The sequence below is a fragment of the Hymenobacter sp. HDW8 genome (assembly GCF_011305775.1).
Taxonomy (GTDB): Bacteria; Bacteroidota; Bacteroidia; order Cytophagales; family Hymenobacteraceae; genus Hymenobacter; species Hymenobacter radiodurans.
Window position 1 is genome coordinate 2,870,556 of the sequence record NZ_CP049907.1, and the last position, 13,564, is coordinate 2,884,119.

Genomic DNA, 13,564 nt, shown 5'->3' on the forward strand with positions numbered 1-13,564 from the left:
TCATGTTAAGCGGCTGTAATAATCCGTCGCCTCATTATTGCTTTACCTATAGTCAGTGCTATCAGTAATCCTGCCAGCACTTGCATCGTTGGGCCAATCAGCTCGCCGTGGCGCACGTAAAAAGTGAGTTCGGAGTTGAGTTGAACAGTGGCCCGGCTGGCCGCAGGCACCCACCAATCAGTCTGGGTCGTGATTTCACCTTTCTGATTAATAAAAGCCGAAATGCCTGTATTAGCCGAGCGAGCAATTGCTCGCCGAGTTTCAATGGCGCGCAGGGTGGCGTATTGCAGATGCTGCTCGTGGCCGGGCGAGTCGCTCCACCAGCCATCATTCGTGATAATGCCCAGCATGCTTGCCCCATTCTTGACGTATTCAGCCACAAAGTCGCCGTACACCGATTCGTAGCAAATCAGGGGGCCCACCCGCAACGCGGAGTCGGTAGGAGAGCGAAATACAGTGCGCTCCTCTTGACTGCCGTAGCTGCCCACTGTGCCACCCAAGTCGATGTTGGCAATCAGTTGGGTAAGGAGTGGCGGCACCTTTTCCACACCGGGCACTAATCGGGACTTATGGTAGAAAGTAGCTGGGGTGCTGGCGTTTGGCAGAAAAGCAGCCGTATTAAATACATCGTAGAAACCCGCATCGTCGCGGTAGCGGGCTGTGACGCTGGCCTTTTCCTTGCTCGGATACGCCACTAGGCTTGTGATGCCCGTGATAAGCTCCAGATTTGGATGCTGAGCCAGCATAGCCCGCACGCGCTGGGTATTCGGATTCGCATCAAACTGCGTTTCCCACTGTGCCTGATCCAGCGAGGTTTCGGGCCAAAGCACGAGGCGCGTTTTGGGCGTTAGGTTTTCGGTGGTAAGGGTTATCAGCCGAGTAACCTGCGCCTCAATAGGAATAAAGTTCTCGGCCCCCTGAAACTTCTCCTGATAGGGGTCGATGTTGGGTTGAATTACCAAAACCTCAACTGGGGGGCCTTTTTCCTGATAGTTATAGCCAATAAGTTTAGAAATCCCGATGGGCAGCAAAGCAGCCAGCAACGGAACCAGGATCAGGCGCTGCACCTGCACGCGGCTCAACTCTGGCGCCCCCGGCCGACTAGCCGCCGCGTATTGTTGCAGGGACATAAACGCCAGAATATTTACCACCCAAATCCAGACGGAACCGCCCAAAAAGCCGGTGTATTCGTACCACTGCACCCAACTATTCGCCTGAGCAAAACCGTTGCCGAGCGTAAGCCAGGGCCACGTGAGGTCCCAGTGCAAATGCAGCTGCTCGAAGGCAATCCAGTAAATGGGCAGTGAAAGGTAGCCCAGCGTAGGACCAGCTAGTTTTTTGGTGTGGTAGAACGCCATAGTAGGCAGGCACATCAGCAACGCATTGAGCACGACGGCCGCAATTCCGCCGCCCAGGGTGCTATAGCTCACCCACCACGTGGTAAAAGCATTCCATAGCACTAAGGTCAGATAGGTATAGCGAAATACCTTCCAGCCGCTGGCCCCGCGCCGTGTAAGCAGCTGTTCCATGCGCAGATACGGCACCCACCCTACAAGCAGCAGCAGGGCCATAGCAGCCGGGTGCACGGGCCAGCCAGCCCACAAAAGCACCGCGCTGAGCAGCGCCAACAGCGAAGGTTGCCAGTAAGCCCACCCTGTACGGGGGCGCGGAGCCGCGGCCACTACCGGCGCTGGGCTAGTCTTTACTTCCTTGAACGACAACAACGATTTCTCCTTTAATGGATGAACGGCCCGCAAAGTTGGCTGCCAGCTCGGGCAGCGTGCCGTTTACGGTTTCCTCAAATAACTTGGTTAATTCCCGGCTCACCGACGCCTGCCGCTCAGGCCCAAATACTTCGGCCAACTGCTCCAGCGTCTTCACAATGCGGTGCGGCGATTCGTAAAAGATCAACGTGCGGGCTTCGGTGGCCAGTTCCCGCAGGCGGGTCTGGCGGCCTTTCTTCACGGGCAAAAACCCTTCGAACACAAACCGCTCGGCCCCAAACCCCGATTTGAGCAATGCCGGCACAAAGGCAGTAGCTCCCGGCAAGCATTCTACTTTTAGGCCCCGGCTTAGGCATTCGCGCACCAGCAGAAAGCCCGGATCAGAAATACCCGGTGTGCCCGCATCCGACACCAGCGCCATCCGTTCGCCTTTTTCCAGACGTTCGATCAGGCGGGCTACGGTTTGGTGCTCATTATGTAAATGATAGCTAAGCAACGGTTTCTTTAAACCCAGATGCTGCATCAGGCGGCCGCTGTTGCGGGTATCTTCGGCCAGCACCGTGTCTACCTCGCCCAATATGCGAATGGCCCGCAGGGTGATATCCTCTAGGTTGCCGATGGGAGTGGGCACGAGGTATAGAACAGTGGTCGTAGGGGATTCGTCGGGCATAGTTGCACAAAGGTAGGCCGATGCGAGGATGTGCTAAACAGGAAGTTGCAAGCTCAACAAACAGCTACTCAACTAGCGCCGTGCTCGGCGGCTATTCGGTCAATGGCTTCCGCTAGGCGGTGGTCGCGTTTGGTGACGGTATTGCCCGCATCGTGGGTGTAGAGTCGAAACTCAACGGTATCGTACACATTGGACCACCACGGGTGATGATTCTGGCGCTCCGCCTCGGCGGCCACGGCCGTCATGAAAGCGAAGGCCGCCTTGAAATCGGGGAAGCGGAAGGTGCGGGTGAGGGCGTTATCGTGTTCGGTCCACATGGGGGGCTTTTTTTGGTAAGAATGATCGACAATAAAGCGCTCGGCCCGAACGCTTTTTACTTGCTGTACGCCACGGTGTTTCTGTCCAACTTAAACCAAATTTCGCAAACCATAGTACACTTCAAGGTAATCCACCCACGACTTTAAACGACGCTTTCTATGGCCATTGATCCTAATAATCGTCCCGTCCGCGTCATCAACGACGACACTACTGATCAGGAATTAGCCGCCGGTCATATCATCCCCGATGCTGATCCGCCCAAGAATGAAGCTGCCCGTGGCGGTTTTGGCAACCGTGATGGCAAAGAAGGCTTTGGCACGGACAGCGGCAGCGGTAACACCTCTATTTCCGTGAACGAAGATGCGGATAAAGTAGGCCATCCCGCCGATAATATGTTGACCGTAGGCGAAGGCGCCGATGAAGGAGCCGACCAAGATATGCCTGACTCTGACCTGCCCAGCGCTGATACCGTTCGGCGGCCACGTTCCGCCTCGGAAGCCAACGCCACTAAAGCCCAGCGCACCCTGCATGGTGCCGGCGAAAGCGACGTGGATGGTATCCGCAACACATTGACTAAAGACGACCACGATGTGTCGACGGTGCAAGACAGCCCCGCTGGCCGCGCCACTCCCGAAACCAACGCTGATTTAAACGACCCCAATGCCCAAGAATCAGGTATTCTGCGGGGCGAATAACGCTTATAGTTCCAGTATTTCACCACTTTAACCTGTTGAAATCATGCCGTACAAAAGCAATAATACCAACCAGCAGTCCAAGGAAAATAAAGGTAATCCGGCTACCGGCGGCAAAGCCAAAGGCGACCCAAACAGCACACCGCTCAACGAAGACGAGTTGACGCAACGCTTAGCCGATGAATACACCAACGACGGCGAGGCTGATATTCCGCCTCACATGACCAACAATCCTAACCGCAACTACGATAAGCCCAGTTTAGATAAGCCAGCTTATAGCTAGATGATAAACAGGTGTTTGCCTGAGGTATCTAAAGAGCACTTCTTCCGTTGGAGGAAGTGCTCTTTGATTTACAAACTGGGCATTGACCAGCACAGAAAAGCCCCCAGAACCTCCGTTCACATGGAGTACTTGCGGGTCAAGGTTAAACAAGAACAGTGTAACTCTCAAAACGCTAATGGCTCGCTACGCTACCACTGATTTGCACGGCTGTCTGCGCACCTTCCGCCACGCGGTAGAGAATAAGTTGCGCTTGGGGCCCACGGATGAGATGTACGTGCTGGGCGATTATGTAAACAAAGGCCCTGATAGTCGCGGGGTACTTGATTACCTGATGCAGCTACAAGCCGCTGGTTTTCAAATATATTGTTTGCGTGGCAACCATGATCAGGAGTTGCTCGATGCGGCCCACGGCCGGACTTCTGTTACTTGGGCGTCGGCCGATGACCGGGCGTTGACGCTACAAAGTTTTGGGGTGACGGAGGCGGCTCATATTCCGACTCATTATCTCCGCTGGCTCAATGAATTGCCGTATCAGCTGGATATTCCGGGCTTCACATTGGTTCATGCCGGCTTCGACTTTCATTTGCCCCCCCAGCAGATGCGTCAGGATTGGAACACAATGCTCAATACCAAGCAGTTCGTATTTGATGCCTCGCGGCTCCAAGGGCGGCGCTTGCTCCATGGTCACGTTCCGACGCCTACGGCCGAAGTGCAGCGGCGAGTAGAGGCCCGCCAGGGAGTAATCGGCCTCGATACAGGCTGCGTTTACCGCCACAATCCAGAGCTATCTCACTTGGCTGTGTTGAACTTAGATACGTTTCAACTTCAGCTTATTCCTAATCAGGAAGAACCTTACCCAATAGCACACCGCTGAATGGGCGCGCAGATCAAGATTTGAAGAAAGAACTATCGGTTAATCACTTGCTCAAAAAAGCCCCCAGATAGCTTCTGGGGGGCTTTTTTATTGGTCTTGAAGTACGTTGTCGTGCAGCACAAGCTGGGCATCTTCCCGGTATGGGTTGTTGGGGTCGTCGGCTACCTGCCGCAGAATAGCACGTGCCTCAACGGGGTGCTTATTGCGCCAATGCACCATCCCGAGGTGGTAGAGCGCCTTGCCTGCCAGCGGAGAGTTCGACTGCTGACTTACGCGGCGTAAGTAAGAGCGTGCCGCTGTTGCCCGGTCTTGCTGAAGCAGAAAAATGCCATTGTAGTAGAGGAGCGTATCCTGGCCCACTTGGTCGGGGGAAAGGCGCTGCAAAATGCGAAGCGCATCGGGGTAGCGACCTGCCTGATACTGGTGCATGGCCTCCGCCAGCAATGGCCGACGGGCTATGCTTGGTTCATCTTCCGACAAACCCATATCTGGCTGATAATAGCGGCTCCAGGCAGCAGGTGCATCGTCTTCGCTGGGGCGCAGCATCAGCCAAGTGCCAATGCCTACCAGAATCACGCCCATGATGGCCAGCAGCCAGCGCCGACGAGTACGGCGGCGCGTAGTAGCTGGGCTACGTTGCACTCTGGTTAGCGCTTGCTGACGTTGATCTAAGCTTTGATCCAACGCCTGAAGCTGTTCCTGCAATATCTCGTGTCCGGCCGCCCAGCGCAAATCGGCCGTCAGCTGCTCATAAGCCTGGTGCGCTTTGAGTAGCTCCGGGTCTTCGAGCATGCGCTCTTCAAACGCTTCCTGCTCGGCTGCTGATAGCTGACCGTCAGCAAAGCGCTCCATATCTTCCAAATATGGGCGTAAGTCGAAGGACGACGTCATAGAAGAGGTGGAACTTTGAACCAAGGCAGCGCGGGAAGCTAAAGAAGTAGGAGGAATGAGACGTGTAGGCCACTAAACAAGAAAAGGGCCAGCATCCGGTTAAGTATCGGTGGGTGGAAGTATCTGATGGTCAGCGTCGGATGTTTGCAGAGCTACCTCATACAGCTTGCGCAGATAAGTAGATTTCTGAATACGAGCCACTACAGCATTGGGATAGCCCATTTTGCCGGCTACTTTTTCGAAGTTATAACCCCGAAAATAAAAGTAAGAAAGTACCTGCCGACAATCGGCGCCCAAGGCATGAAATGCTTGCAGCAAATGCTGACGCCGATTGGCCTCGGCCTGAGGCAACCGTTCGGCAGCGGCATTATCGAGGCGCTCCCGGGCCATGTCATAAATAAAAGCGCGTAGGTCGGGGGGCATTTTGGTCAAGCGGCCATCGGTGGCGCGGTCGTAGAACTCCAACAAGACGGCTCGCAACGTGGCGTGAGCGGTGGTTGGTTCCTGCTTATAGTGCCACTTCGCCCAGCGCGCAAAATGGTCGCGGTTCTGCTCGTAGAAAGTAATCAAGGATCTCTGGTTGCCCACACGAAGCTGGGCCAGAAGTTCGGCGAGGGGCGATACCATAGAAATGCTCACGTAGCGTATGGCAAGTAACAAGGAACAAACGACATGCGGAAGAAGTATCCCGAGTTTGCCGGCAGCTTATTAGTAAATTGCTGGTACCTGCTGCTGAACATTGCCACGAGCTGTGTATTTATTGCTAAATGATTCACCCCTACCTTTGAGGCTATGGAAACGACCACAACTACTCTCGCCCCCGATACCGTGCTGTTTGACCTTATTCGTAAGGAAAAAGAGCGCCAAACCCACGGTCTTGAACTCATTGCTTCCGAAAATTACGTCTCGGAGCAAGTGATGCGGGCGCAAGGGTCTATCCTCACCAATAAATATGCCGAAGGTTTGCCCGGCAAGCGCTATTATGGCGGCTGCGAAATTGTAGACCAAGTTGAGCAGCTGGCCATCGACCGTGCAAAGGAGTTGTTTGGCGTAGAGTGGGTGAATGTGCAGCCGCACTCCGGTGCTCAGGCCAACGCTGCTGTGATGCTCGCCATCCTCAACCCCGGCGACAAAATTCTAGGCTTCGACCTAAGCCATGGGGGGCATTTAACGCACGGCTCGCCCGTCAATTTCTCCGGTAAGCTGTATAAGCCGTCCTTCTATGGTGTAGAGCCCGAAACCGGTCTTATCGATTGGGAGAAGGTAAAGGAAACTGCTCGCCGCGAGCAGCCTAAGCTTATTATCTGCGGGGCCTCGGCCTACTCCCGCGACTGGAACTACAAAGCCCTGCGTGAAGCCGCCGACGAAGTAGGTGCTTTGCTACTTGCTGATATTTCGCACCCCAGTGGCCTGATTGCCAAAGGATTGCTGAATAATCCGTTCGAGCATTGCCACATTGTAACGACGACTACCCACAAAACGCTGCGCGGGCCGCGTGGGGGGCTTATTTTGTTGGGTAAGGACTTTGAGAATCCTTTTGGCCTGAAAACGCCGAAGGGGGAACTGCGCATGATGTCGGCGCTGCTCGACTCCGGCGTATTCCCCGGCACGCAAGGCGGGCCGCTAGAGCATGTAATTGGTGCTAAAGCAGTTGCCTTCGGTGAAGCCCTCACCGAGACGTATGCCGACTATACGCGTCAGGTTATCCGCAACGCTAACGCCCTGGCTTCAGCATTTACGGAACGCAGCTATCAAATTATTTCGGGCGGCACGGATAACCATTTGATGCTAATTGATTTGCGCAGCAAAGGTCTCACCGGCAAGCTGGCGGAGAACACGCTTATCAAAGCTGATATCACCATCAATAAAAACATGGTGCCCTTCGATGATAAGTCGCCCTTCGTAACCTCGGGCATGCGCATTGGTTCGGCAGCCGTCACCACGCGTGGCCTCGTTGAAACGGATATGACGCGCATCGTGGAGCTGATCGACGACGTGCTCATGCACCACGATGACGAGGCGCACCTCAGCCGGGTGCGCGGGCAGGTAAATGAGTGGATGCAGGCTTTTCCACTGTTTGCCTAGGCAAAAAAATAGCGCGGACATACGAACCGGATGTGGGAAAAGCGTTAAAAAAGCCCCCCGCCACCATCGTTTTTGGCTGGCTGCGACCTAGGCAGCCAAAAACTTCGTACGTCTGGCGCAAGCACTTAACTACACAGGTGCTACCTACTTCATGTTATTAACTCAAGTATCAGTGGATCAAACCAGCATCCAAGCCGAAAACCGGCCGGGCGAGCCCCAGGAGATGTCTTTTATCGATCATCTGGAGGCCTTGCGCTGGCATATCATTCGCGCCGCCATTGCGGTCTTAGTGTTTACGCTGGGGGCTTTTTTAGCGAAAGACTTTCTCTTCCACGACCTGATTCTGGGTCCTTCACGCCCCGATTTCTGGACGTACCGCATGTTCTGTGAGTTCGGGAAGCTCGTCCACGCTCCCGATCTGTGTGTCGATCCCATCAAGTTTGACATTCAGAACCGGCAGATGAGCGGGCAGCTAACGATGCACATCAGCAGCTCCTTTATTGTAGGGTTGGCGATGGGTTTTCCTTACACCTTTTGGGAGCTGTGGCGCTTCGTGAAGCCAGGTTTGTATCCGCACGAACAGGCGAACTCGCGCGGTGCAGTATTCTTTGTCTCAATTCTCTTTATTCTGGGCTTATTGTTCGGGTATTACATCGCTGCGCCTCTGAGCATCAACTTCTTAGCCTCTTATCAGCTCGACCCTAGCATTGAGAATCAGATTGACTTGCAGAGCTATCTGAGCACGCTCACCACGATGTCGCTGTCATGCGCTTTTGTATTTGAGCTGCCGATGATCGTGTTTTTCCTAGCTAAAGCGGGTCTGATTACGCCCGAAATCATGCGCCTGTACCGCAAGCATGCCATCGTGGTTATTCTGGTTGTGGCGGCTATCATCACACCTCCTGATGTATCGTCGCAGCTGATTGTTACCATTCCGATTTTGCTGCTGTACGAGGTAAGTATCAATATTGCCCGCGTCGTGGGACGCAACAGACTACAAAAGCTTAACGATGATCTGGTTGCCAATAATGGCCAGAGCTAATAGAGTACGAAACTCTATCATTCATAAACTGTAGCACAGCACCGAAATGAAGATTGCTATTGGCTCCGACCACGCCGGATTTGAGTACAAGCAGATGCTAGCCAAGTGGTTGCGCGAAGCTGGCCACGAGGTGCAGGATTTTGGCACTCACTCACCCGATTCCGTGGACTATCCGGATTTTGTGCATCCGTTAGCCTCCGCTATAACGGCTGACGAGTTCAAGCAGGGAATTCTAGTTTGCGGTAGCGCAAATGGCGTCTGTATTACCGCCAACAAGCACCGCGGTATCCGCGCGGCCATTGCCTGGGAGCCTGAGCTAGCCTCCTTGGCCCGCCAACACAACGATGCCAATATTCTGTGCGTGCCGGCGCGCTTCATAAGTGAGGAAACCGCCCGCCAAATCACTGATAAGTTTCTTAACACCGAATTTGAAGGTGGTCGCCACCAAACGCGCGTCAATAAGATTGACTGCTAGCTACTTGAGCCGGTACACGCGTGGCGTGCTGGTTGGCTGATAGCGTCCAAAAATGGCGGGCAGCTTATAGCGCAGTTCCGGCAGTAAGCCAACCTCATCAATGAGGTAAGTTGGCGGCTGGGGGGCAAAATTCTGCGACAAGCGGAAGATGGCAGCGTACTCGTTGAGGTGACCGAAATCAGCCTGGGCTAGCCGCCAGTCAAGGTAAGGCGAGGCCAAACTATTCTGCACATACGGGCGCCGGTCGGGGCCGAGTACCAAGAGGCGCTGTCCTTGCACAGCTGTATATGCTGGGTGCGGCTGTATGGCATAATTGCTTTCGGCCGGAATCTGAACCAGTTGTTCGAGCCCGAGTACCGCACGGTAGCGGATTACCAAAATACCCCCCAGCACGACCAGCAACAGCACATCGGGTACCCACGGGCGGAGCGCTTTTTGCCAGAGAAACAACCCAAAATAGGTGAGCGGCGGCAGCGCAAGCACCAGTGTGCCGGGAGCCACACCGCCACCAGCTGCCATCATCAGACCCGAAGTCAGCAGCCACACCAGCATCATTTGCCGAAATTTTACCTGGAATACCAGTCCCAACGACGTAGTGAAGGTCCGCGCGAGCGCCAGCAGTAAAATGGTGCCGGGCAGAATCAGCAGCCGCAGCTGTACCCACAAGGGCAGCCCATCAGTACCCGCGACTAATCCTTGAAGCGTCGGGCGCAAATGAAATTGAACGAAGCCAGGGAGGCTTTCTGTGTATAGGAAAAAGGTGGCAACGACGATGTACGGAAAGAAGAACCCGCACAGCAACAGCAAAAAGCTTCGGAAGGAGTTGGCAGCGAAGATGATAACGGCGAATAGCCCAACCAATAGAAACAGCGCCAGCGGCAAATAGCATAAGGCCGCCAAACCCGTCAGAAAACCTGCGCGAAACAGGCGGCGGTTGTCGTAGCCCTCGCGGGTGGTGGGCAGCAAAGCACTCAGCGCCGTTACAATAAACGTGTGGCCCAGCAGCAGCGGCGAAAGTGTATCGAGCTCGGCGGTAACGCTGGCCACGAGCAGGTAAGTAAGAGCCGCAACGTAACCCCGTTCCGGATGAACATCAGCGCGATTGAGTACTAGGTTGAGCCGCAACGCTTGGAAGAGAAGCAACGCCAGCGCTAAAATGCGATAGAGCCACAGCGGCCGACTAGAAACTAGGTCAAGAGCTGCAAAAACGACGGCCGACAACGGCGCCGTGCTATCGTACAAGTCGTGGTAGAGAAGGGCGCCCGCATGCATCCGCTCCCCAATCAGCAATGCGCGCAACTCGGCAGCCGTAAGCGGCACGCCCAGCCAGAGCAACGGCAGTCGAATGGCCAGCACCAGCACGAGCAACGTGATCAGACGGGTAGAAAGCGGACTTTTAAAAAAACGCAGCAAGGCGAAGCGTGAGCAAAAGGTTTAGTTAAAAGGCTAGTCGAAAGTGCTGAACACAATACTTAATCGGTTTTTGCTGCGTAAAGCTAAAACGAAAGCGCGTGGAAGGCCTCATCTGAGCCCGTTGGCTTTGATTATCGCCCTCGGGTTGGAAGTCTGCTTACGGAGTGTGAACTACTCATTGCCTAAATCTTACCTTTGTCGGCTATTATGGAAAGTAAACGTCAGCAAAAATTCGCCAGCTTGTTGCAACAGGACCTGGCCGCCGTCTTTCAACGCGACCTGCCTCACCTGTTCCCAGGTTTGCCCCCCGGCATCAGCACCGTGCGCGTATCTCCCGATTTGGGCGTGGCCCGCGTATACTTGAGCCTGTTGTTGGTTAAAGACAGTGAGGCCGTGCTGCGCGATATCCGCGACAATGGCAAAGCCATTCGCCAAGCTTTGGCCAAGCGAATCCGCAAGCAGGTGCGTGTTATACCGGAGTTGAATTTCTTTCTTGATGACAGCGCATCGTATGCTGCCCGGATGGATGAGGTAATCAACACCCTGCATATTCCGCCCGCGCCGGCTCCCGACGACGAAACGGATACGCCCACCGAGGGCAAGCGCCCCAAGCTATTTGCCGACGAAGACGAGTAAAGTTTGGGTAGGCAAGGGTGAAGCAGTACACTTTATTAAAAAAGCCCCCCAGAACACTTCAGAACGGCAATTGACCATTCACAACAGGTAACAGAACTTTGTATTACGACCCGATTAAAAAGTCGCTGGGAGAGGTGTTTAACCGCACGCCCTGGCTGCGCCGCCTCTTCTATTATCTGCTCGATTTGCTGTTGCTGCGCACCTGGCACGTGCACCGCGAGCTGCGCCATTGGTCCAAAGGCCGCACCGATGAAGCCCTAAATATTCTCGATGCGGGCTCCGGCTACGGCCAGTACACTTACTGGCTTTCCGGGCTGAGCAAAAAATGGCAGATACTGGCCGTCGATGTGAAAGACGAGCAGATTGCTGATTCCAACCACTTTTTTCGCCAAATCGGGCGCCGGAACGTGCAGTTCGCCGTGCAGGACTTGGTGCTGTATCAGGAGCCGAATACGTTTGATCTGGCGTTATCGGTAGATGTGATGGAGCATATTCTGGAAGACGTGGAGGTGTTTACGAACATTCATGCCTCGCTCAAAGACGGTGGTATGTTACTGATTTCCACGCCATCTGACCAAGGCGGCTCCGACGTGCACGGCGACGACGAAACCAGCTTTATCGAGGAGCACGTACGCGACGGCTACAATATCCACGAGATTCAGCAGAAGCTGCGCACCGCCGGCTTCGACCGCATTGAGGCCCAGTACAGCTACGGGGAGCCCGGCCAGATTTCGTGGCGCCTCAGCATGAAGTACCCCATTCTGATGCTGGGTGCCTCCAAGTGGTTCTTTGTCCTGCTACCATTCTATTACCTAATCACGTTTCCGTTCTGCTTGCTTCTAAACTGGATCGATGCCAACTCCAAGCACGATTCGGGTACAGGTCTTATCGTAAAAGCCTGGAAATAGCCCCCCAACGCATCAGCTTTCCGCGAAGCGGCGTATCTTGCCTTGCTGCTTTTCGCCAGATGCTTGAGTCAGTTGACGAGCGGATGGAGAGAGAAGCCTCATCTAACAACCACGAGGAGCGTCCGTGCCACCTCAAAGATTTCATGCGTCGCGCCAGTTAACTCCGTGATAAGCTCCGCTTTTATTCCCCGTTTGCGCCCCGCATGAACGTTTCGTTGCTCATAGCCCGGCGTTACTTTTCGTCTAAGAAAAAGCGCAACATCATCAGTATCATCTCCAACATCTCCATGATTGGGGTGGCGGTGGGTACCATGTCGTTGATTATTGTGCTGTCTGTGTTCAATGGGCTCGAGGACCTGGTGCGCACGCTCTACGGCAAATCTGACCCCGATCTGCTGATCACGGCGGTGGAAGGAAAGTCATTTGAGGTAAACAACACGCTGCTCAACCGCCTGCGTACCGCGCCCGGTGTCAGCTTGGTGACCGAAGTAATTGAGGACAATGCCCTGCTTCAGTACCACGACCGACAGATGGTGGTGAAGATGAAAGGGGTAACTGGCAATTATTTCGCGCAAACCAATATCGACTCATCCATTGTAGAGGGCGACCATCGCCTGCGCCGCGGCGGCGAGGCTTATGCCCTCATCGGGGCTGGCGTGCAGCACGAGCTGAGCATTGCCCTCGACAACCGCTTTTCGCCCCTACGCCTGCTGTATCCGCGCAATACCGGCAAGCGCACGCTGTCCATAAACCCCGAAAATGCCTTTTCCGAGCAGTCTATTCTGGCGGGGGGCGTTTTTCTGATTGAGCAGCAGATTGACAATAGCTACGTGTTCGTACCGCTCGATTTTGCCGAGGAACTGCTGCAGTACGGCAACCGGCGCACGGCGCTGGAAGTACGCGTGGCTGAGGATTACCCAGTAGAAGAAACCCAGGCCGATATTCAGCGGCTTATTGGTCCCAAATTCAAGGTGCTGAACTCCGATGAGCAGCACGTAAGTCTGCTGAAGGCCATCAAAGTAGAGAAGATGTTTGTGTTCATCACCTTCGCCTTTATCCTGCTTATTGCCTCGCTCAATATCTTCTTTTCCCTGTCCATGCTAGTCATAGATAAGCGCAAAGACATCGCAATTCTGATGGCCATGGGAGCCACTAATCGCACTGTGCGCAATGTATTTCTGCTGGAAGGAGCCATTGTGGCCTTAGTGGGCGCCGTAGTTGGACTTGTGCTAGGCATGACAATTTGCTGGCTCCAGCAAACCTTCGGATTGGTATCCATGGGTATGGCCACCAGCGTCGTCGATTCTTACCCGGTGAAAATGCAATCCTCAGACATTGTACTGACGAGTATCGCCATTATTATAATCACCATCTCGGTTTCCATCCGACCTGCGCTGAATGCCTCGCGCCTCGATGTACGCGAAAATCTGTAACGCCAGAGCCCATATCGGAGTATGCATGCTATAAACCCGTCGTAGTACTATAACCGGCGGAACTGTAGTCTGTGCTCATCATAATTAGTGACAGATTATACGTTGCTTTTCGCGAGAAAA

Annotated in this window: 15 protein-coding genes; 9 read left to right on the forward strand and 6 right to left on the reverse strand. The window is 54.2% G+C overall.

The window, feature by feature from the left end; genetic code table 11:
• Positions 1–5: 5 nt before the first annotated feature.
• From lnt to G7064_RS12175, 3 genes are all read right to left on the reverse strand, one after another.
• Positions 6–1,757 (reverse strand): apolipoprotein N-acyltransferase, encoded by a 1,752-nt coding sequence (gene lnt, locus G7064_RS12165; RefSeq protein WP_240935472.1) that lies wholly within the window; start codon positions 1,755–1,757, stop codon positions 6–8.
• On the reverse strand, positions 1,696–2,394 hold the full coding sequence (gene rsmI / locus G7064_RS12170; RefSeq protein ID WP_166073781.1) for a 16S rRNA (cytidine(1402)-2'-O)-methyltransferase: 699 nt from the start codon (positions 2,392–2,394) through the stop codon (positions 1,696–1,698). The genes lnt and rsmI overlap by 62 nt, the downstream gene beginning before the upstream one ends.
• Positions 2,395–2,462: 68 nt before the next feature.
• Positions 2,463–2,711: a 4a-hydroxytetrahydrobiopterin dehydratase gene (locus tag G7064_RS12175; protein ID WP_166073782.1), complete on the reverse strand. Its 249-nt coding sequence runs from the start codon at positions 2,709–2,711 to the stop codon at positions 2,463–2,465.
• Between the two features lie 159 nt (positions 2,712–2,870).
• On the opposite strand from G7064_RS12175, the gene G7064_RS12180 reads away from it, so the two are divergent.
• From G7064_RS12180 to G7064_RS12190, 3 genes are all read left to right on the forward strand, one after another.
• The gene (locus G7064_RS12180; RefSeq protein ID WP_133274508.1) at positions 2,871–3,407 is read left to right on the forward strand and encodes a hypothetical protein; all 537 of its coding nucleotides are present in this window, start codon (positions 2,871–2,873) and stop codon (positions 3,405–3,407) included.
• 43 nt (positions 3,408–3,450) lie between these two features.
• Entirely contained in the window at positions 3,451–3,687 is a 237-nt protein-coding gene (locus G7064_RS12185) for a hypothetical protein (RefSeq protein ID WP_166073783.1), read from the forward strand.
• 175 nt (positions 3,688–3,862) lie between these two features.
• Positions 3,863–4,561: a metallophosphoesterase family protein gene (locus tag G7064_RS12190; protein ID WP_166073784.1), complete on the forward strand. Its 699-nt coding sequence runs from the start codon at positions 3,863–3,865 to the stop codon at positions 4,559–4,561.
• Positions 4,562–4,648: 87 nt separating this feature from the next.
• Here the strand turns inward: G7064_RS12190 and G7064_RS12195 are convergent, their stop codons facing one another.
• Positions 4,649–5,452 carry a tetratricopeptide repeat protein gene (locus G7064_RS12195; RefSeq protein ID WP_133274505.1) on the reverse strand — a complete coding sequence of 268 codons (804 nt, stop codon included), beginning with the start codon at positions 5,450–5,452 and terminating at the stop codon, positions 4,649–4,651.
• Between the two features lie 99 nt (positions 5,453–5,551).
• Entirely contained in the window at positions 5,552–6,079 is a 528-nt protein-coding gene (locus tag G7064_RS12200) for a hypothetical protein (RefSeq protein WP_166073785.1), read from the reverse strand.
• Between the two features lie 165 nt (positions 6,080–6,244).
• Between G7064_RS12200 and glyA the strand changes: the two genes are divergently transcribed.
• The 3 genes from glyA to rpiB all read left to right on the forward strand — a co-directional run bounded on the left by glyA (position 6,245) and on the right by rpiB (position 9,054).
• The gene (gene glyA, locus G7064_RS12205) at positions 6,245–7,537 is read left to right on the forward strand and encodes a serine hydroxymethyltransferase (protein ID WP_166073786.1); all 1,293 of its coding nucleotides are present in this window, start codon (positions 6,245–6,247) and stop codon (positions 7,535–7,537) included.
• Positions 7,538–7,688: 151 nt separating this feature from the next.
• Positions 7,689–8,579 carry a twin-arginine translocase subunit TatC gene (gene tatC, locus G7064_RS12210; protein WP_133274502.1) on the forward strand — a complete coding sequence of 297 codons (891 nt, stop codon included), beginning with the start codon at positions 7,689–7,691 and terminating at the stop codon, positions 8,577–8,579.
• 46 nt (positions 8,580–8,625) lie between these two features.
• Positions 8,626–9,054, forward strand: coding sequence for a ribose 5-phosphate isomerase B (gene rpiB, locus G7064_RS12215; RefSeq protein WP_166073787.1), 429 nt, complete (start codon positions 8,626–8,628; stop codon positions 9,052–9,054).
• Here the strand turns inward: rpiB and G7064_RS12220 are convergent, their stop codons facing one another.
• On the reverse strand, positions 9,055–10,467 hold the full coding sequence (locus G7064_RS12220; RefSeq protein WP_166073788.1) for a hypothetical protein: 1,413 nt from the start codon (positions 10,465–10,467) through the stop codon (positions 9,055–9,057). It lies immediately after the preceding gene.
• A gap of 207 nt (positions 10,468–10,674) precedes the next feature.
• Between G7064_RS12220 and G7064_RS12225 the strand changes: the two genes are divergently transcribed.
• The 3 genes from G7064_RS12225 (at position 10,675) to G7064_RS12235 (ending at position 13,444) form a co-directional block, all read left to right on the forward strand.
• Positions 10,675–11,103 carry a ribosome-binding factor A gene (locus G7064_RS12225; protein ID WP_166073789.1) on the forward strand — a complete coding sequence of 143 codons (429 nt, stop codon included), beginning with the start codon at positions 10,675–10,677 and terminating at the stop codon, positions 11,101–11,103.
• A gap of 98 nt (positions 11,104–11,201) precedes the next feature.
• Positions 11,202–12,011: a class I SAM-dependent methyltransferase gene (locus G7064_RS12230; RefSeq protein ID WP_166073790.1), complete on the forward strand. Its 810-nt coding sequence runs from the start codon at positions 11,202–11,204 to the stop codon at positions 12,009–12,011.
• Between the two features lie 203 nt (positions 12,012–12,214).
• Positions 12,215–13,444 (forward strand): FtsX-like permease family protein, encoded by a 1,230-nt coding sequence (locus tag G7064_RS12235; protein ID WP_166073791.1) that lies wholly within the window; start codon positions 12,215–12,217, stop codon positions 13,442–13,444.
• Positions 13,445–13,564 lie beyond the last annotated feature (120 nt).